Annotated in this window: 18 protein-coding genes and 2 pseudogenes; 5 read left to right on the top strand and 15 right to left on the bottom strand. The window is 58.6% G+C overall.

What is annotated here, in order from left to right; all coding sequences use genetic code 11:
* Window positions 1-269: 269 nt before the first annotated feature.
* Window positions 270-566, bottom strand: a pseudogene (locus K0P03_RS34850) (zincin-like metallopeptidase domain-containing protein); the annotation flags it as partial.
* A gap of 144 nt (window positions 567-710) precedes the next feature.
* On the opposite strand from K0P03_RS34850, the gene K0P03_RS34845 reads away from it, so the two are divergent.
* The 3 genes and pseudogenes from K0P03_RS34845 to K0P03_RS34835 all read left to right on the top strand — a co-directional run.
* The gene (locus tag K0P03_RS34845; protein ID WP_272792199.1) at window positions 711-1,919 is read left to right on the top strand and encodes a tyrosine-type recombinase/integrase; all 1,209 of its coding nucleotides are present in this window, start codon (window positions 711-713) and stop codon (window positions 1,917-1,919) included.
* Window positions 1,919-2,860: a tyrosine-type recombinase/integrase gene (locus tag K0P03_RS34840; protein ID WP_272792198.1), complete on the top strand. Its 942-nt coding sequence runs from the start codon at window positions 1,919-1,921 to the stop codon at window positions 2,858-2,860. Before K0P03_RS34845 ends, K0P03_RS34840 begins: the two co-directional genes overlap by 1 nt.
* Window positions 2,857-3,732: pseudogene (locus K0P03_RS34835) on the top strand (tyrosine-type recombinase/integrase); the annotation flags it as partial. The gene K0P03_RS34840 and the pseudogene K0P03_RS34835, both read left to right, overlap by 4 nt.
* Here K0P03_RS34835 and K0P03_RS34830 read toward each other — a convergent pair.
* From K0P03_RS34830 to K0P03_RS34790, 9 genes are all read right to left on the bottom strand, one after another.
* Complete coding sequence (locus K0P03_RS34830; protein ID WP_443020646.1) at window positions 3,716-4,528, bottom strand: ArdC family protein; 813 nt, start codon at window positions 4,526-4,528, stop codon at window positions 3,716-3,718. The pseudogene K0P03_RS34835 and the gene K0P03_RS34830 overlap by 17 nt on opposite strands.
* Before the next feature lie 221 nt (window positions 4,529-4,749).
* Window positions 4,750-5,814: a Fic/DOC family protein gene (locus tag K0P03_RS34825; RefSeq protein WP_244712684.1), complete on the bottom strand. Its 1,065-nt coding sequence runs from the start codon at window positions 5,812-5,814 to the stop codon at window positions 4,750-4,752.
* A 65-nt stretch (window positions 5,815-5,879) separates the two neighbouring features.
* The gene (locus tag K0P03_RS34820; RefSeq protein ID WP_244712686.1) at window positions 5,880-6,086 is read right to left on the bottom strand and encodes a hypothetical protein; all 207 of its coding nucleotides are present in this window, start codon (window positions 6,084-6,086) and stop codon (window positions 5,880-5,882) included.
* A 119-nt stretch (window positions 6,087-6,205) separates the two neighbouring features.
* Window positions 6,206-6,538 carry a DUF736 family protein gene (locus tag K0P03_RS34815; RefSeq protein WP_102022171.1) on the bottom strand — a complete coding sequence of 111 codons (333 nt, stop codon included), beginning with the start codon at window positions 6,536-6,538 and terminating at the stop codon, window positions 6,206-6,208.
* 395 nt (window positions 6,539-6,933) lie between these two features.
* Window positions 6,934-7,425 carry a thermonuclease family protein gene (locus tag K0P03_RS34810; protein WP_272792196.1) on the bottom strand — a complete coding sequence of 164 codons (492 nt, stop codon included), beginning with the start codon at window positions 7,423-7,425 and terminating at the stop codon, window positions 6,934-6,936.
* An 11-nt stretch (window positions 7,426-7,436) separates the two neighbouring features.
* Entirely contained in the window at window positions 7,437-8,717 is a 1,281-nt protein-coding gene (repC, locus tag K0P03_RS34805; protein ID WP_272792195.1) for a plasmid replication protein RepC, read from the bottom strand.
* A 584-nt stretch (window positions 8,718-9,301) separates the two neighbouring features.
* On the bottom strand, window positions 9,302-9,481 hold the full coding sequence (locus K0P03_RS34800) for a hypothetical protein (RefSeq protein ID WP_272792194.1): 180 nt from the start codon (window positions 9,479-9,481) through the stop codon (window positions 9,302-9,304).
* A 68-nt stretch (window positions 9,482-9,549) separates the two neighbouring features.
* Window positions 9,550-11,484, bottom strand: a complete 1,935-nt coding sequence (locus K0P03_RS34795; RefSeq protein ID WP_272792193.1) for a ParB/RepB/Spo0J family partition protein — start codon at window positions 11,482-11,484, stop codon at window positions 9,550-9,552.
* Window positions 11,485-12,167: 683 nt separating this feature from the next.
* On the bottom strand, window positions 12,168-12,374 hold the full coding sequence (locus K0P03_RS34790; protein WP_037094711.1) for a hypothetical protein: 207 nt from the start codon (window positions 12,372-12,374) through the stop codon (window positions 12,168-12,170).
* Window positions 12,375-12,484: 110 nt separating this feature from the next.
* Here K0P03_RS34790 and ligD point away from each other — a divergent pair, with 110 nt between their 5' ends.
* Complete coding sequence (gene ligD, locus K0P03_RS34785; protein WP_272792192.1) at window positions 12,485-13,540, top strand: non-homologous end-joining DNA ligase; 1,056 nt, start codon at window positions 12,485-12,487, stop codon at window positions 13,538-13,540.
* On the opposite strand, the gene K0P03_RS34780 is transcribed toward ligD, so the two are convergent.
* The 4 genes from K0P03_RS34780 to K0P03_RS34765 form a co-directional block, all read right to left on the bottom strand.
* Complete coding sequence (locus K0P03_RS34780) at window positions 13,537-13,788, bottom strand: hypothetical protein (RefSeq protein ID WP_272792191.1); 252 nt, start codon at window positions 13,786-13,788, stop codon at window positions 13,537-13,539. The two genes, ligD and K0P03_RS34780, sit on opposite strands and share 4 nt — an antisense overlap.
* Before the next feature lie 97 nt (window positions 13,789-13,885).
* The gene (locus K0P03_RS34775) at window positions 13,886-14,083 is read right to left on the bottom strand and encodes a hypothetical protein (protein WP_052642493.1); all 198 of its coding nucleotides are present in this window, start codon (window positions 14,081-14,083) and stop codon (window positions 13,886-13,888) included.
* Window positions 14,084-14,542: 459 nt separating this feature from the next.
* Window positions 14,543-15,565 (bottom strand): alpha/beta fold hydrolase, encoded by a 1,023-nt coding sequence (locus tag K0P03_RS34770; protein ID WP_272792190.1) that lies wholly within the window; start codon window positions 15,563-15,565, stop codon window positions 14,543-14,545.
* Window positions 15,555-17,162, bottom strand: a complete 1,608-nt coding sequence (locus tag K0P03_RS34765; protein WP_272792189.1) for an RcgA family putative transporter — start codon at window positions 17,160-17,162, stop codon at window positions 15,555-15,557. The genes K0P03_RS34770 and K0P03_RS34765 overlap by 11 nt, the downstream gene beginning before the upstream one ends.
* A 108-nt stretch (window positions 17,163-17,270) precedes the next feature.
* Between K0P03_RS34765 and K0P03_RS34760 the strand changes: the two genes are divergently transcribed.
* Window positions 17,271-17,627, top strand: coding sequence for a hypothetical protein (locus K0P03_RS34760; RefSeq protein WP_272792188.1), 357 nt, complete (start codon window positions 17,271-17,273; stop codon window positions 17,625-17,627).
* 184 nt (window positions 17,628-17,811) lie between these two features.
* Here K0P03_RS34760 and K0P03_RS34755 read toward each other — a convergent pair whose 3' ends face one another.
* Window positions 17,812-18,117, bottom strand: a complete 306-nt coding sequence (locus tag K0P03_RS34755) for a hypothetical protein (protein WP_272792187.1) — start codon at window positions 18,115-18,117, stop codon at window positions 17,812-17,814.
* Window positions 18,118-18,122 lie beyond the last annotated feature (5 nt).

Genomic DNA, 18,122 nt, shown 5'->3' with positions numbered 1-18,122 from the left:
TCACGGTAAACCCGATAATTCGCTGCAATTTGCGCAAATGATCTCATGGCGCGTCTATCCGTCAAGCAGTTTTTGGTTAACGCAAATTAACCTCTTGGACCAAGAGAAAGATATGATTGGATTCAATGGCTTGATCTAATTGTCAGCTGACAATCAGCAGGCATTATAAAACGCGCTCTTGGATCTGATTGCCCCGACCAACTAGAATCAGTCTGCAGCGGCGAGTTAGGGCATCGAACTCGCCGCAATCACAGGAACGGAAGATGCGACTAACTTCTCGGATGGCAATCCGTTGAATTCGAGAAATTCAGAGTTCGCAGATAGTCAGCGACTGCCTGAGCCTTTGCGGCGGCAGTGATGACTGCACGTGAATCCTGCTTGAGCACCTTGAGCCAGTTTTCAACGTAAGTCGCGGTGTTGTCTCGCGGATCATGCTCGATACCAAGATCGGCGCAGACGAACGCGGCTGAGATCTCGGCAACAAGCTCCTCCATGGCGTAGGCCTCACTGCCGAACCGCCCACTCAGGTCACGGCCCAAACGTGCCTTTGCACCACTCCAATGCGTCTTATGCCGATATCGGCATAATTCTCATAATGCCGTGATCCGGGTTATGCCGCATCTCTTCGAGAACCCGCGGCCTGCAGGGTGATCGCGTCAATCGCGTTCGGCATAATCTTCGTGGCTCCAACAACAAGGAGCACACGAAAGATGCCTGCAATTCTGAACACCTGCGTCGAGCCCTACCTGGACTCGTTTACCCAGCGTCTCGTCGCCGCCGATTATAAGGCGCCGACCATCAAAGAGTACCGGTCGATCATTCGAAGGCTTGGCCAGGTGATGGATGCGGAAGGGGTAAAGCCTTCAAAACTCACGCTAGACATGGCCGATCGGCTGGGACGGACGTTGCCGCGTAGGTATTACCAGAGTGTCCGCCCTCACATGCTCGCAGTCCGGTTTGCCCAGCATCTAATCGACATCGGCGTGGTAGAGCCCACGGCGCTAACCCAAGCTCAGATCGCGCGCGCCGACTTGTTGGCAAGGTTCGAAACCTATCTCGTCAAACAACGAGGTCTCAGCCAGCGGACGATCTATCACTCGCTGCGCTTCGCCAACCGTTTCCTCGACTACCGCTTCGGAGAAACGACGATCGATATCGGTTGCTTGTGTCCCGCCGATGCGATCGGGTTCGTGGAGCATGTCCTGGCGAGTGCGCGCCGCGACAAAACGATTGGAACGCATGTTCGCACTTTCCTCCAATATCTGTTTGCATGTGGAGCTACGTCGACCAATCTGGCGCTGAGCGTGCCGAAAACGGCAAAGTCGTGGAGCCCGCGACTGCCAAGACATCTGTCGCCAGATGGTGTTGAAGCGGTCCTGGCCAATGTGCGCAACAATCCAAGGCACGGCGCACGGGACTATGCGATGCTGCTGCTGATGGCCCGGCTCGGGTTGAGAGCAGTCGAGGTCATGGCAATCCAACTCGACGACATCGATTGGCGAGCGGGCGAACTTATGGTGCGCGGCAAGGGCAAGCTGCACGACCGGTTACCGATCACGATGGAGGTCGGCGATGCGCTCAGCCGCTACCTTCGCGAAGAGAGAGGCCCGGCGACATGCCGCGCGATGTTTGTCACCCATAGCGCGCCGCATCGACCGTTCAGAGATAGCCAGATCGTCAACAACGTCCTCAAAGAGGCATTGAGGGCAACCGGCCAGAAGCCGGTGACACCCTATGTGGGATCGCACCTGCTCCGCCATAGTCTTGCGACCCAATTGGTGAACACGGGGGCTTCGCTGGATGAAATCGGCGACGTGTTGCGACACCGATCACGAACATCGACGATGATCTATGCACGCCTCGACATTGAAGGCTTGCGATCGATCGCACAGCCTTGGCCAGCGGCGGGAGGTGTGTGATGAGCCTCACCATCCAACTCGACCGCTATCTGAGTGTCAGGCGCAGCCTGGGCTATGATCTTGGCACCGCTGCTCGCATCCTTCGTCGCTTCACCCGGTTCGCTGACCGCGAGGGCGCCACACATGTCGACACGGCGTTGTTCCTGCGTTGGCACGCCACCCTGGCTGAGGCCTGTTCCTCAACCAGAGGAGCGAGGCTGACTGCTGTACGTCTGTTTGCACAGTGGCTCAGCAGCTTCGATCCAGCTCATGAGGTGCCCAGCAGAGGACTGTTACCAAGCTCGATCCGACGGTCGCGTCCACACATTTACAGCGACGATGAAATCAGAACAATCATCGCGGCCGCCAAAGAACTGCCGTCGGTCTACGGTCTGCGAGGCCTGACCTGCTCCACTCTGTTCGGGCTCATCGCGGTTACTGGTCTTCGTATCAGCGAGGCGTTGGCGCTTGACCGGGATGACATCGACACATTGAACGGTGTGCTGCGGGTACGGCAGGGCAAGCTTGGCAAAGAGCGCTTGCTACCGCTCCATCTCAGCGTCGCCACGCACCTGATCGATTATCTTGTCGAACGGGACCGGCTGATCGGCCATCCTGTCGCGCCGCTGTTCGTCACCGACAAAGCTTCACGGCTCACCGACTGCGGGGCCCGATACAACTTTGCGCGGGCATGTCAGGACGCCGGGCTCAGAACCCATCAACCACACTGCAAACATGGACGGGGACCGCGCGTTCACGATCTTCGCCACAGCTTCGCGGTGAAGACGATGATCCATTGGTACCGCACCGGCAAAGACCCGGCACGCGAGATGATACGGCTGACTACCTATCTCGGTCACGGCAGTCCTGCCAGCACGTATTGGTATCTGGAAGCAGTGCCAGAATTGCTCGGTCTGGCAATGGTGCGAGCGACATCCGGCGACGGGGAGACACGTCAATGAGTGTTGCCACCTTGCCTTCTCTAATCCAGCGCTTCTTCACTGACCGGCTACGCATCCAGTTGGAAGCGAGCCCCCATACGATTGCCGGTTACCGGGATACGTTCCGACTTTTGTTGCGGTACGCAAGTGCACGACGCGGCAAGCCGCCGGTCAAGTTGTCGATCGAGGATATCGACGCCGATCTGGTTGCCGACTTCCTCGTCCATACGGAGACCGCCCGAGGCAACAGCGCACGCAGCAGGAACACCAGGCTCGCCGCGATCAGATCCTTCTTCCGCTATGTCGCGATGAGCGACCCGACTTGGCTGCTGCAATGCCAGCGCATCCTCGCCATGCCCAACAAGCGCTACGTGCGGCGGGAGGTGACGTTCCTCGACACCAACGAAATCGCTGCCTTGCTGGCAGCGCCTGACCGGAAGACATGGGCGGGGCGACGCGACCATGCCCTGCTGTTACTCGCGGTACAAACCGGGCTCAGGGCCTCCGAGCTGGTCGGTCTCAAGTGTGCTGACGTGGTGCTCGGATCCGGCGCACATATCCGCTGCATGGGAAAGGGCAGGAAGGAGCGCGCCACCCCGCTTCGCCGTGAAACGGCCAAGCTCCTGGCCGCTTGGATCGGGGACGGTGACAAGGGCAGGCCGCTATTCCCATCGATCAGAGGGGAGCCGCTGAGCCACGATGCCCTTGAGCATCTCGTGCGCAAACATTGCCTGACGGCATCACGCACGTGCCCCAGCATTGGCTGCAAGCGGGTTACGCCTCATACGCTGCGCCACAGTACGGCGATGGACCTGCTCCATCACGGCGTCGATCCTGCGGTCATCGCGCTCTGGCTTGGCCACGAAAACGTTGAGACTACCCAGATCTACATCCATGCCGACATGCGAATGAAGGAAAAGGCGCTTGCCCGCGTCGCGGCCCCGGCCACGCCTTCGGGGCGGTTCCGGCCCGACGATAACCTACTCGCCTTCCTGGAAGGGCTCTGATTATCCCGAACAGCCGCATGGCCGAAATCAGGCTAACAGGGCTCCAACGGAGGCCATGCGGCATAATCCGGATCGCGGCATTATGAGAAATTTCATGAAGAACAGTGCTGTAAAGGTGAATCTCGCTGAGGAACCGCCCCCGATCCGGAATCAGAATGTCATCGAGACCAGGGCGATAACAAGCCTGCTTGCCGCCGTAGGTGATCTTCGCGCCAGTGCGATCTATGAAGGATTCGACGTTTTCGAGAACTGGAACGGCATCCATTGGCACATCATCGGCCGGGCTCTTGAAGCGGTCAGGCAGGTTATCGATCTGCTCGACGTTGAAGACAGCGTAGCCCTTGAGATAGGGGACTGCGCGATCGTCCGCCTCCTGATCCTTCGGCGTGAAGGTGCCGTACTTGACGACGAGGGTTCCTTGTTCGCCCTTGCGGACCTGAGCGCCAAGCTCCTGAGCCTGCCGGTAAGTCATCCATGTGTTTTCGTCGTAGCCGGCGAGTTGCCCGGAGAGCCAAAGCATGACCACGTTGATGCCGCGATAGGCTTCGCCGGAGGCACGCAGCGGCGTAGCCGACCTGCGAACATTTCCGCGCCATGGCCGAATCCAAGGCTTGGTGCCGGCCTCGAGCTGCTGGGTGATGGTGTCGGTGATCCGCTGGTAGGTGTCCTTTACGCTCTGCATTGCCGTCTCCTGTTAGTTGGTTGACGGCAAAGATCCGAAGATAGCGAAACGAGCCCATGCACCCGTAGGGCCGCAACGGAGTGTAGGACCGCGCAAGCGGTTGAATGGGTGAGGGGCTATCGTAGTTTGTCCGTCAAACCATCCAACGGACAGGAGAGGGCGCTGAGCGTAGACACCCCGGCCGACGATACGGGCCCTCACTGCAGCGACAGGGCCGCAGATCAGCGCTCTCGGTCGTCTTGGTCGCGGTTTCGCTGGCGATCGGCAAGCTGCTGCGCTTCGATAGCCTTAAGCTCGGCATTGATGTGCTGCGACTGAGGCTCTTGGGCCTTTTGCTGACCTGGCTGCGAATGGGCATCTTGGACCTGTTCCGGCCGACCCAGAGTCTTGAAATCAGATCTTGCGGTGAACCTAACTTCCTCGTCGTCAGCAGGTATTTGCTCGGGGAGATCAGCACGATCTACGGCCACAATCCCCTTTTCGGTCACGAGGCTCGCTACTCGATTGTCATGGCCGAGAACCTGGCCTTCGATCACTTCGCCCTGGCGGGCCGTGCGGATATTGTGCTCGAACGGTTTCTCGCCAGCCTGCTCAAGATCGGACATGGCACTGCGGATCGCCTCGCGGCGGTTAGGATCCATTGCATCCTGGATGAGGTGCTTCATCGCCGGACTGGACGGATCATTCGTGGTCTCAATGGATGCCTCGATCATGCGAGGTTTGGTGATGACGGTCAGATCGATATCATGCCCATAGGTGCGGCCCAATGAGACCACCAGAGCTTCGTTTGCCCTTCCATTGCCTTCGCGAAAGGCATGAACATAGTTCAACTCAGATAGGACGTGAGCGGCCTTCTCGGCGAATTGCTCGGGTGTGGCGGCTCGCAAGCCCTGAACGTCTCTAGCAGGCCTCAGCGCCTCGTTGAGACCCATTTCGATGCGCGAGCCGGGGAGGAAAGTCGTATCGCCCTTCGAAAGCCCGCCTACCGGCTCTACCCGATGCCCATCGACGACAGGACTTTCATTGCGCGTGTGTCCTGCCCATTCATAGATATCTTGAAAGATGTAGCCGTGCAGAGCCTTCAGATGCGCTGCGTCGTGATTACCGGTAGGGCCTTTTCCCTCGGCCAGCTCCGTAATCCTTGAGTCCGTAATCGCGTACTCGGCTTCGCGCAGTTCTGAATAGCTCCTGATATTGAGCTTGTTCTTCAGAACATCCTTGTAATCCTCATCCCCTGACGTGTTGGGATAGGTGTAGGAGCCTTTGGCTTCATCATCGCGGGCCAAGCGAAACCTCATGCAAAAAGACCGCCTGAGTTCACAGGCGGCCGCTATAAATGTCTAGGTGATGATCAAGGCCGCTTGTATCGGGCCAGCATCTCTTGGCGCATTTCCTCGGAAGTGATGTCCCCAGCGACGTAGCGGGCCTTCGCTTCTTCCAAGACCGGGTCACCGGTGTAACCCTGCCGCATATTCGCAGCGCGTGCCTGATCTGAAGCCTTCTTCCGTGCTGCAACAGCTTCCGGAGAGCGATCGGGGCGTGGGGCATGAACGTTCATTGGCAGAGCCTCCAGTTACTGTTCAACTTAGCACAAAAAGAGCCGAATATCCAGCGAATGCGGGGTAAGCGGCTCTTTTATGGTGGGAGCCCGATCGGAGATCGGGCCTCCCAGAGCGATCAATCGCGGGGTTCCCATTCGATGATGGCCTGCAGTGCCACGTCATCTTGGCCGGGGTAGCGGCCCAAGTTGGCGTTGAAGCCGAGGCGCTTGATGGAGAGGGTGTAGTACGGCTTCCCTTCTCCGCTGGTCTTCTTCCAGATGCCGCCAACTTCGATGTCGTGGCCGCGAGGTGACTTGGCATAGACGCGATGCGTCGGAGCCTTTTCGTTGGTGGAGTCGAAAGGTGTAACCTTGATGTCCAGGTCCCGGTCGATGGTGGAGATGAGGCCGGTTCCTTTGGCATTGTCGATGTCGTCTTTGTCGAACTGGATGAAGTTGGTCATGCTCATGTTAATCACTCCTCTATGGTGGTTGCGATGATCGTTCATAAGGCACGGCGAAAAGCGGTGCGCACCGTAGGCCGGAGCGCAGCGAAGGAGGCTGGACGGGAACAAATTTTGTTTCGCGAGGAAGCTGAAGGCGGGGAAAATTTGGAGACGAACGGCTTTGCGCCAACCGCGTCGCCGTGCGAACGGGCATCAAGAGCAACCACTTTGGAGGTGTGGGGCCTGAGCGCTTGCAGCAATACGTCACCTCGAAAAATGGGACATCGGCACAGGTCAAGGGCGGGATTGTGCTGAATGCAGCCGAACCAGCAGCCTGAAACAAGAGGCTGGGGTAACCAAGAGTTCCACCAAAACATGAGATCTCGCCATCTGTTGCCCATATCAGCGCCGCCAGTCGTTCAGTTGCCGGAATGGCTGCGGCGATAGGAGGAGGGTGATTCAACCTGAGCGCCCCACAAGCCTTGGCCTAGCTGCCGGGCTCTTGCCTCGGCGCGGCGATACTGGTCCAGGTCGATCGGATGGGATCTTGGCAGATACCGCAACAAGAGGCTGGCTTGGCCCGCCTTCACCATTTCAAGGCCAATATCCGAGTTGTCGATGAAGCACTGGCCGACAAGGCGTTTGTACTGGTCTCGATCGACTTCAACGCAGCGGACATGCTTGCCATCGATCATGCGGGCGAGGTAGCGACGTGCCTCAATCCCGCAATTCCATATCACACCGTTTTTGGAGCCAGTCTGATCCCGCTCACAGGCGTCAATGGCCGCGATACGGATCCTCTGTTGGCGAATGCTGAAGGTGTCACCGTCGATCACTCGCGCCCGGCCTGAATAGTCGGCCGCTGCAGAAGACGCGGTGAACAAAAGCGCGGCCAGCGCGGCTCCAACCAAGCGATTTCCTATCACGAGTGTGCCTCCATCGAGTTGCGGGCTGCCAGCCCAAAGACGGAGCGGTTTAGATGAAGGTCTCCGCTCGCGGCGCGGTCGGTCATAGCCCGCAAATACCCGCCCGGCGAGCTGATCTCGGCCCGCGTGTATTTCTCAAACGTCAGAGCAATAGCAACAGCTGCCGCCTGCTGCCCCATTCGGTCCACGGCCCGCTGGCGCGCGTCCTCAGACACACCGGCGATGCGGCAAAGCTTGGGGGCAATCCGGTCCAGGTCCGCCCAGCTGCGCGGCGGCTTGTAGCCATATTCGGCAAGGCTTGGCGTAGCCCTCCACACATCTTCCAGCGCCACAAGTGACGGCTGCGGGTGCTTTTGCCTGTTGCTTTGGCTCGAACGGCGCCTCAGGCTTTCTTCAAAAGCCCTCTTGCTGGCGGAGCCAGCCTCTAACGAACTGACTTGTTCGGCGTCAGCCGAACGCCGATCATCATTACGAGCTTCAAAAAGTTTCGGGGTTGTAATCTGTATGTGGATGTCGTTTTCGACATCCGTGCATGTCATATTTGCATCTATGTCGGAGGTTCGCGGGGTCCGATTCACGTTGCGCAGTCGGTCGGCAAGCCACTCCAAAAGCATTGTTGCCTTCCGGAGGACTTGGGCCGGTGCGTACCTGGCTGATCCGATGAAGGCCGCGATCTTCTCAACACGGGAGCCGATCCGCCCGAGAATGACTTCGCCTCGTTCGGTTGAGGACACGAGAGCATACCTCGCGGCACGTAGAGCGTCTCGGAAGCGACGCGCTGCGTTTTCGCGAACTCGAATCTCTTCCCGCTTCTGGCGCACCAGCTGATCAAGTTCATGGTGCCGAGCGATCAGGACACGTAGATCAATGCCGCAAGCGTCGGCAATATCTCCTTCGCCATCACGGATCGGGTAGCGCTTGAAATTCGCGCTGTCCTGCATGGTGACGAGGCCGAGGTCGTACAAACGCGAGAGAATACGGCTTATGCGTCCCGGTGACTTGTTGATGTCATAGCCAAGCTGCCTGTTCGACTTGTAGACGATCGGGCGCCCTCCTTTATCGAAGGCGTCAGCCTTGGCGGTCGTTACGATGGCTTCCAGCAATGCGTATTCTGCAGTTGTGATCATCCCGACTGTCATCAGGTTCTTGGCAAGTACTGCAAGCTGACCACGCGTCACCGTTCCGACTTCGGTTGACTGCGCCAGTCGCCGGAAGTCGGCTCGCTCCTTCGTCATTCTGCGACCCGTCGGCCGCTTGTGTTGTGTGGGTTCCCCCATCGTCCGTCTCCTGTCAGAGGCCAGACAAAGCTCCGCCGTTCACCGAAAAGGTGTTTTGATTATTGACATCGGAGGGGAGGTCTGCGAGAACGATCTTGCTTATATTTTCGAACTGCAGACCGCTTCCGGATCTTTCGGGAGCGGTTTTTCTTTTCTGGGCCGGGTGCGATCTCCAAAAAACTGTTAAAATGCGCGAGTCGGAATCGGTTTAGGTTCCGCCCGATTGCGATTAGTAACCTGAGATACCGAATTGATGCAAGTTGTCACATTTCCGCGTTGCTTTGCCGGGTCAGCTGACATCTGAAATAGCGCCTAAATTTCAATTTTTTAGCGCGCTTGTCCGCGCCTTCCCTCTCTTCGCGCCTAAAATTGGAACGTTTCCAGAGTATGAATTAGCCCCCTTTATTGTTGGGGAAATTCAACAGGGTGGGGAGGAGAGTTTGAGAGGAGGGGGCGAGGGCCTCCTCTCAACAAGCGGCCTGATCTGCCGTCCCCCGATACGTTTCTGCCTCCCACGCACCTGCGAAAGCGCCCGCATTGGCTCGATGCCAAGGCGGGCGATAAAGTGCGATCTTGAAGCAGGCTCAGCCGCGCTGAGCAGCATCCTCAAGATAGGTCGGCGGTAGATCGAAGGCCTTTAGCGCTGTATCGAGTGCTTTTTGCACTTCATCCCAATCAACATGCTCCGGGTCGCTCAGGTAGGCGTTGATTAGCTGACAGCAGCTTTCGGCGGCAAGGGTCGGATCAGGTACGGAATCAAGCATGGCTTATCCTCTGGAATTGGGGAGCCGGTCACGCTGGAGGACGTGACCGGCGGAAAGCAGCGGCGGGATTATTCCGCTGCCATCGGGAACGAGTGTTCGTTCTTGTCCTCTGAGGTTTCAGCCTCACCCTCTGCGTCGGGGTCAGACGCGATCCGAACGTGAGGCGGAAGCCAACCGCTGTCCTTGATGGACTTGGCGGCATACTCCGCAGCCTCGCCCTTCTTCATATTGCCGACACCAGCGGCGAAATCCTCGCCGCGCACCTCGGCAACAACGGCTTGAATGGTCGGCCTGTTGACGTGGCTGAAATAGCTTTCCGCCGTAGTCTCAAACCAGTCACGCATGTCCACGTTCAATGCGCGGCCCATCTGGTCGGCATGGGCCAGCGCTTGGCTGCGACTGCTGAACTTCTTCTCAACCGCATTGACGGAATGGGCGGCGGCATAGGCCAGAAGCTGCAACAATTCGCTTTGCGATTGATCCATCAGCCATTCCCAGAGGTCAGCAGGATCGCCGGGAAGCCGATGCCCATAGTTTTCCTCAAGGCTTCCCCACGCTTCAAGGGCCTTGTTCTCGGCGGGACGCTTCATCGAACCGTCCAGCACTTCATGGGTGACAGAGATTTCAAGCGCGCTCTGGTGACCGGGAATGCCCCATGCCGTGCGATACTGCACCTTGAGCAACATCGCGTGGACGACCGCCACAAGCGCAATGTCGGGATTGTTCGCCAGCTCGACACGAAGTGCCGCCGTCTTCTGAGCGGTCAGGTCTTCAATCAATGCGGCTGAATGGGTCAGTCCCGTAGATTTCGAAGCGCCGTCAGCTTCCTCGTTCGCCCCGCTTTGCTTCCCTTCCGTCGCCTCGGCCTTCTTCTTGTCCTCGTCGCGGACAAGGCCTCTCAGCACCGACAACTTTCCCCAATGGTCGATTGTGACGATTGCCCCTGCCATTGCGAGGTCTTCGCTGCGATAGGCTTCTTCGCGCTTCTGCAGGACGGTGATTTCCTGCTCGACGGCGGACAAGGCGGCCTCGGCAGCTTCATCCTCCTGATCCGCATCGATCTGCGCCGCCAGTTCGTCAAAACGCTCAGTCAGTGCGTCAAGCTTGGCTTGATCTTCGTCGCTGAGGTCCACGCGCTGCGGGTAAACCCGGGCCATCTGATAAATGTTATCCGGCTGTTGAGCGCACCACTCGACCCATTTCCAGCCTTCGGCCTTCACAGCTTCGGCCTCTATCTCCAACTTCTCGGCAACCAGCTTTTCAAGCAAGCCGCTATCGCATGCAAAGCCGCCTTCCTGCTCGGCAAACAGGTCGCGGCGCACTGGACCGCCAGCAGCCTCATAAACCTCTAACCCGCCGATCAGCGCGAGCCGCTTGTCGCTTGCAGGGACTTCATCCACGGCGAGACGGCGCTTGATTGTGTTGGCGCTACGATCCCATGAGGGGAGGGCATTCCAAACCTCTTCCTGTCGAGCGTGATCGTCGGTGATGGTGAAGGCGGCTAGCTGCTCAAAGGTCATATCCTCGGCGCGGAACGCCGCGAACAGGACGGGGGAAACCTTCGCCAGCGCAAGACGGCGATTGACGATGATTTCAGTTGTCCCGAACCGGGCGGCGATGTCCTTGATGGACTTGCCCTCATCGAACAACGCTTTGAACGCCTCGAACTGGTCTGCGGGGTGCATCGCTTCCCGCATGACATTCTCGGTTAGGCTCAATTCCGTTGCGTCGCCCGCCTCCCGGACAATAACATTTACAGCGTAGTCAGCCGTTATCTCGCCCCGCTCGGCCAGAAGATTGAGGGCTGCGAGGCGGCGACCGCCAGCGGTTACGAGGTATCTCCCCTTCCCCTTGGATGCCTTGCGCACCACAAGGTTTTGGATGACGCCATTGGCGAGGATCGACGCCGACAGGCTCTCGATGCTCTCCTTGGTGTAAGTCTTGCGGACGTTCTTCGGGTCTGCGTCCAGCTTGTTCAGTGCTATCGCGATGATGTCGCTCATGGTCTCTTGCTCCAGTTTTTCCCGTTTCCCTTGGGAGCAAGCCCCGCTAGTGGGCGAAGCCTCTGCCTTCGTTGACGAAGGATGTGCCCCCACATCCGGCGGAACGAAGGGGGAGGGCGCAGCCCGCTCCCGTTAGGACGCGGATCGGGTCATGGGGCGGGAGGAAGGAAAAACGGAAGGTTTGCCGGCTTGACGGCGAAAGCCGTTTTTCCTGACGAGCGACAGCGCTTGCGCGCTTGCCCATTGGCGCGATCGGCGACCTATCGTAAGAGCGGTATAGGGCAGGGTAGATGGGCGGCCGATCCCGGCCGCTCCTTGCGGATGCGAACCGGCGACGCCGGTTCTCCGTCTTCTGATCCAGGTTATAAAACGATGGATCTGCCCGCTGCGCTCCGAGTGATGAGCGCTCCGCTCCTCGGGCAGCTCTCCATTTCAACTTGATTCAATGTGTCGATAGCGGCGGTTAGCCGCTCGGCTCGGATCGATCGGCGCCAGTCCGAGATCCGAGAAGGACAATGAAGAACATCGGAGCTTTCAGCATAGCGCCGCCCCTCCTTCAGGGGCGGGAAAGCGGGAATTCTCGACACGGTTTTGACGGAAGAAGGGAAGCCGCAGGAGGCTTAGCATAGCGCCGCGAAGCGGAAGCCGGGACCGACTTCCCCCGGCAAAACCGTTCCTTGCCTCTACAGCCTGGGCGTTGCGTTCATGATGTAGTGGGCGATCTGAAACAGCTGTTCAACAGTCGCAGCCAGGTCAGCAGAGGCTTGCTGGATCTCTGGCGGTTGGGACGGATCGCCGGCGAGATCGCCAGCCTTGGCGATGATATCCTCGCAAGGATCTGCGATACTGTGAATGAGCTTCAGCAGCTCTTGGGCGGTTGCCTGATCCACCAGTGCCTGTCCTACGTCGTTTCCGGGCACCGAAACCCTATGGAGCAAGCGGACGGAGGTCCAGAGGCTTCCTAAGCGGGTTGTTAAGCTGTCTCTGCTGAAATGGCGGAATGGTAAAAGGACCGCGAAAGCCGCCGAAACCGCTTTTGACGGAAGATAAGGCGCCGCTGCGAAGCGGACGCCTGAGACCTCGCGACCCTGAACAGCCGCGCCTCCTGTTCGATCCCATGCCGGATCGCGTCGAACCTTGCCTAGCCGTCTTGAAGAACCGCCCGCCGAAGGGGTCTGAATGGTCATACGATATCAAGTGGGACGGCTACCGGATTTCTGTCCACCGGGAGCTATCCAAGGTGAGGATCCTGACACGCGGCGGCTTTGACTGGACAGCAAGATTCCCGGCCATTGCGTCAGCGGCGGCCGCTCTTGGTCCGGCGACATTCATCCTCGATGGTGAAGCCGTCGTGCTCGACGAGATGGGGCGATCAGACTTCGGACGACTGCAGGGCTCGCTTGGGGGCCGGACCGGAAAGCAGCCGGCTGAAACCGCGCTCATGTTCGCATTCGATCTCATGTACCTCGACGGGCATGATCTGCGTAAGCTGGAATTTGCTGCACGGCGGCACATCCTTGAGGATCTGCTTGATGAGGCCACAGGCGCGATCCGCTTGTCAGAGGAAATCAACGAGGATCCCGAAAGGCTGATCGAACACGCTTGCGCGCTGGGCCTGGAGGGCATCATCGGCAAGCATCGTGATCGCCCCTACCGACCGGGCAAGACTGGTGACTGGATCAAGATCAAGTGCGTCCAGCGCGAGAGCTTTGCCATCCTCGGCTACGAACTGTCGTCAGCTATGCCAGATGGCTTTGGAAGCCTCCTTCTCGGAGCTCTGAGAGGAGGTGAGTATGTCTATGTCGGAAGTGTCGGAACCGGCTTTAAGCATCAGCAAGCGCGAGCGTTGCGAAAGCAGCTCGACAAGCTGAAAACGAACAAGCCGGTGATCCGCTTCAAAGAGAAGACCCGCATCGCGACAGATCCAGGCCTGATCGCTGAAATCGACTTCCGGGGATGGACGTCCGACGGGAAACTGCGCCACGCCTCGTTCAAGGGACTTCGCGACCCTGAAGACGCAGCGGCAGTATATTCGCTCGATGTTGGAGACGCCTAACCGGCAAGATTGGGCGGGGGCATATTGCTTCTCAGATTAACGAGAAGCAGGTCTAGATCCCGATTGGCATCCGCCGCCAGCATGAGGTTGTCCGCAACCTCTGTAATGGCGGAGAGGACTTCCGTCTCCTCCCAACCTCGGCGCATGGCATCCTCTACCAGGTCCTGCAAAACAGTCTCCACCGCCATCTGACAAGCGATGTAGCGGCTTTCGTCCTTTTCGGGTGGCGCTTTTGGAAAGTCGGTCATTTTCCAGCAAATATGCTTCCTGCGGGCGCGTGCAAGGCCGCGGGTTCGGGATCACGACGGATAGGCCGCACCCTGCAGGGCAGGGTGCGGCCGTACTTCACTGAGGCTTGTTGTCGTTTCCGGCCTTGCTGTTGAGCTCGACTTGATAGCTGAACTCGACCTTGGCGATGAGCGGAAGCATCACGGCGATGGAGAACCGAAGTTGGCCCTTATGGGACAGCTTCGCGATTTGCCGGTTGATGAACTGGCGAAGGCGACGGCCGGTTTTCTGGCAGAAGGTTACGAGCGTTTTCATCAGAGGTTCCTCCTTAGTGGTTGTGCGTAATCGCGAAGCTCGAATACGGCTGGAACCGCCGAGTGCATCGCGCAGCGATCGCAACGGAGCGAAGCGGAGAGGAGAACCCTTTAGGGTTGCACGCCAAGGCGGGGCCTGACGTATCGTGCACAGCATTAGATTACGTACGGCCACTAAGGAGCGGCCTGAAAACGCGGCCTTCGTAGCCCCGGCCGTCGCCTTTGCCTTCAACCGGCAAATCGTGATCCGGCCGCCAGGTCGGATCTCCATCGCCGTGATGCTGTAGCGGTGGTTGAGCTCGCGTCGATGCTCCTAGCCGGAAACGACAACAAGCCTCAGTGAGCCGTCCCGCTTGCGGGGCGCGTCCGTCGTGAGGGGGTAGGGGAGTTTGAGGGGAGGGGCCGAAGGGGGCTCCCCTCATTGCGGTTGAGTGCCGCTCGATGCGGCGCTCAAGCGCTCCTATGCCTGAGCGGCGTCGCGCTTGCGCAACAGAAACCGCTTCAGGCTCCAGCCAGCTCTCAAGATGTAGGGTGGCCGCGCAAGAGAGTAGTGCCCGCAATTCAGCCGCAGCACGCTCACTCTGGCTCCGGCATTCTGCAGCCGCTTTAGCAGGCGTTCTGACAGATCCGGCAAAACAACCGTGTCCCTCGATGCCAGTATGACATGAAGTTCGAGGCTTGGCCGCGCCAGCTTGTCTGCATGGTTTTCAAGATTGAGTGGTGCCCACGCTCGTTGCAGCTGGGCAAGCGTAAGATGCGGCTCGAGGCTCTTCCGGATCGATCGGGTTGCGCGCCCGGTCCAAACCATTTCGGCAAGGCTTCCTGCCGTGAGGAAGAGTGACGCCCGAGAAACGGCGGTCTCATGCGCCGCGACCAGTCCGGCTATCCAGGAACCAAGACTCATCCCGAGGACAGAAACATCCCGATACCCCTCGCGCTTCAGCCAGCGGATAAGCTTGCGCCCGTCCCATACAGCCTGTCTTACGGCCTGCACCGTTCGGCCGAGATTGGCGCTGAGCATGTAATCGGCATAGAGCGAGCCCGGGCGCTTGCGCTCCAAGTGGTAAGGCATGGCGATCTCGATAACCGTGATCCCTTGCCAGGAGAGGAACCCGGCAATCTGCCGGTTCCGACTTTCGGTGTTCCAGTGATGGAAGATCACCACCGCCTGATCGCGTTTTCCGCTCTCCGTGATCCTGGCCCACACGATGTTGTTTTCCGCGACATCCGTTGAGATGTCCGAAGGGAATTTCAGCCAGCCATCCCGCAGCTCAAAGGTTTGGTCGCTTGAATCAGGCGGATCGAAGAAACCCGGATCAGCCGCGGCCGTTTCCGCGAGTACACAGAACCCCTCTAGCGTTTCAGCCGCTCCCATGCCGGGGAATGCACGATCGGCGTCCAGAATGAGGTCCGTGGTCTCCTTGGCCTCTTCGCCGCGTTGGGCGCGGCCCTCGTCCCAACGATCGAGCCAGCTATGAAACATGGTCGCCTTCCATATCGGCGGCTCGCCAGCCGGATCCAAACTCTGGATCAAATAGCCCGTATGTAGCGATCAATGCGGCGACAATCAGCAAAACCGAGAAGCCGTCAAAGGCATCGATCGTCAGATACGAAATCAGGAGCAGTCCGATCGCGGAAGACATCTTCCACAAGGGCGCTCGCAGACGTCTGTCACTGCCCAGCCGGATCGCTCCATACAGGAAGACGCTGCAGGTCGATATTGCGACGAGGAGGCTGCTGTAGTGGGTTGGCATTCGATAGCCGAAGATATGATCGCCGTCGTCGTAGTTGGTGAGGGCAGCCCACACATCGCGAACGATCCACGTTATGATGTCGGGGCCTTGTGAAGCGAGATAGGCGCTCTGCGCTTTCATGCAGATGGCGGCCAGGACGACGAGAACTGTGCATCGGAACACCCCCCGCATGATCCTCAGAGCGGCCTCACTGACCCCCGGCCCTGATGCCTGATCAGTCCGAAGCGTCGCTTGGCTATCGAGCTTCCAAAGATCATGGATGATCGTATGCAGAATGATCAGGCCCGCAAAGAGCAGGTAGAAGGTGACGGACATATAGAGGTAGGCGAGGGCGGTGAAGACGATGGCTGCCGGGGTCGAGATTATGTCAGGCCGTATGATGCCAATCGTCCCCCAACTCGGGGCAAAATCCTGCGCCTGTTCTAACAGCGGGATCAGCTGCACCCCAATCCATTGAGCCAGGCCGGCAAACAAGATGCAGATCAGGAAAACCGCCCAATAGGTATGGGAGTTCGCCTGCAGGTTTTGAATCCAGGCATCCCCGCTTTGAGGTCGATCGGCATGTGCCAGAAACCTTAGACGTGCATCATGTTTCCAGAAAACCAGAAGCTCGATGACTATGGCGAAGAACAGCGGCAGCAGCACCATGAAGAGGAAGGTCCAGTTTGGCGCCCACAGAAAGCCGACCTGTTTTTCGATACCGTCCTCGCGCATATAGGTGATGGTGTGGATCCCAAGGATATAGGACAGGAACCCAAGCGCGGACGAACCGGCAAAGACCGAAGACGGCAGATTCAAGTGTGATCCGTGAGAGAAAATCGTCTCGGTCCTGATCGCCAAACCAGATGGCCGCTCCGTCGACATGGGTTCAAGATCCACCGAGACGACCGGCGTTAGCGGAATCTGGTTTGCGGCTGGCGCCGGCATGTCCGGCACTCGCGAAGTAGCTGCGCCGCCAGTCTTTCTGGTATCCCGTCGCTTGGCAGTCAGGCGGGCTTGCGCTGCACTAAGCTCCTTCATCCAATCATTCGTCGCCTCCTTGTCGCCGCAACCAAAGATGCGTGCGAGCCAGCGGACGTTGGTGGTGCTGATGCCCTTGTCGTTCTCCTGAAACCAGAGCTGGACCGTGCGGAGATCCACCCCGCTACGATTGGAGTCGATCTTCGAAATGGCATCCGCCAGCAGTTCCGGCGTCCAGGGACCCTGCGAAAAACCATCATCACCCAAGGGCCGACCGGCTCCTGCAGCGGCCATCTGCTTGAACAGCTCCTTGAAATCGCTTCCATCGTTAGGCGGCGCGACAAAAATCTTACCGTTTTTTTCCAATGACTTGCAGGCCCGGATTTCGTTTCGTTTCGCATCCTATCGTGCGTTTTGTCAGGTTCAATGGTTTTAAAGCCCCTCCAATGCAACTTGATCGGTGAGGCATCCACCATGCTACTGTCGTTATCCAGTTCGCGTTCGTCGCATCGAGCAACAGCCACTCTGGGCACAAGCTTCACCTCGGAAGAGCTCTCGTCCAAGCACGTTGGAACGGAAACCGCAGGTAGTGCGACTGGAGAAGGCCCCTCGCTTCGTGAGTTGATCGATCAGCACTCGGCAGCCATTCAAGGGGGGAAAAAGGCGACGGCACGCCGCTTGGCAATCATCAATTACAAGCCAAAGGGCGAGGGAGAAGCCAACTTGAAGCTGACCTATCTCGCGGCCTATCTGATTGCGACCAAAAGCAAGCTTTCCGCCAAGGAAATGAGCTCATTGCTGGCGGATTGCCCGGTTCGATCAACCTCCTGAGCGAGATGATCAAAGCGCCGCCAACGGCGGCAGCATGCCGGGCGGGAGGGGAGCCGAGGGGAGGGGCATGGGCTCCCTTCGGGCGGACCGCAGCCCGCTCGATGCGGCCAGGTTCGCAACTGCCAAAATGGCTACGGGGCCAGTTCTTCCGAACCAGCCCCGCAACAAAGCATCCAACCAATTGTCAGCGTACCAACCCTAACCGCTCGCCAAGGCTTGGCGGCGTCGGCGTTCCTGCTTCCTTTGTCATGGCGACGATGGCATCCTGTGACAGCCCTTCGATCTCATAGCCAAACCGGCGCGCGCTCTCGATGATCGATTCAAGGCTTGGGTGCTGCTCAAGAAGCGTCCCGAACCACAGTGCATATTCGTCGGTTTCCTCGTCGGGAAATGCCTGCAGAAAGAAGGTGCGCAACGGCGGATCGTAGCCGATTACGGCGTTCTCGTCGGTCTCTTCGTCGGTTTTCACGGTCACGGTGTAGCGGCTCAATGGTG

Origin of the sequence: Shinella sp. HY16 (assembly GCF_028534175.1) — a bacterium.
In the GTDB taxonomy this organism is placed as follows: domain Bacteria; phylum Pseudomonadota; class Alphaproteobacteria; order Rhizobiales; family Rhizobiaceae; genus Shinella.
Note: the sequence above shows the minus strand (reverse complement) of the source record. Positions and strands in the feature narration are given on the sequence as shown.

What these genes read in the sequence shown, in the direction of transcription:
- K0P03_RS34845 (WP_272792199.1), top strand. Translation starts at nt 711, where the DNA reads ATGCCTGCAATTCTGAACACCTGCGTCGAGCCCTACCTGGACTCGTTT.
- K0P03_RS34840 (WP_272792198.1), top strand. Translation starts at nt 1,919, where the DNA reads ATGAGCCTCACCATCCAACTCGACCGCTATCTGAGTGTCAGGCGCAGC.
- K0P03_RS34830 (WP_443020646.1), bottom strand. Translation starts at nt 4,528, where the DNA reads ATGCAGAGCGTAAAGGACACCTACCAGCGGATCACCGACACCATCACC.
- K0P03_RS34820 (WP_244712686.1), bottom strand. Translation starts at nt 6,086, where the DNA reads ATGAACGTTCATGCCCCACGCCCCGATCGCTCTCCGGAAGCTGTTGCA.
- K0P03_RS34815 (WP_102022171.1), bottom strand. Translation starts at nt 6,538, where the DNA reads ATGAGCATGACCAACTTCATCCAGTTCGACAAAGACGACATCGACAAT.
- repC (WP_272792195.1), bottom strand. Translation starts at nt 8,717, where the DNA reads ATGGGGGAACCCACACAACACAAGCGGCCGACGGGTCGCAGAATGACG.
- K0P03_RS34800 (WP_272792194.1), bottom strand. Translation starts at nt 9,481, where the DNA reads ATGCTTGATTCCGTACCTGATCCGACCCTTGCCGCCGAAAGCTGCTGT.
- K0P03_RS34795 (WP_272792193.1), bottom strand. Translation starts at nt 11,484, where the DNA reads ATGAGCGACATCATCGCGATAGCACTGAACAAGCTGGACGCAGACCCG.
- ligD (WP_272792192.1), top strand. Translation starts at nt 12,485, where the DNA reads ATGGTAAAAGGACCGCGAAAGCCGCCGAAACCGCTTTTGACGGAAGAT.
- K0P03_RS34780 (WP_272792191.1), bottom strand. Translation starts at nt 13,788, where the DNA reads ATGACCGACTTTCCAAAAGCGCCACCCGAAAAGGACGAAAGCCGCTAC.
- K0P03_RS34775 (WP_052642493.1), bottom strand. Translation starts at nt 14,083, where the DNA reads ATGAAAACGCTCGTAACCTTCTGCCAGAAAACCGGCCGTCGCCTTCGC.
- K0P03_RS34770 (WP_272792190.1), bottom strand. Translation starts at nt 15,565, where the DNA reads ATGTTTCATAGCTGGCTCGATCGTTGGGACGAGGGCCGCGCCCAACGC.
- K0P03_RS34760 (WP_272792188.1), top strand. Translation starts at nt 17,271, where the DNA reads ATGCTACTGTCGTTATCCAGTTCGCGTTCGTCGCATCGAGCAACAGCC.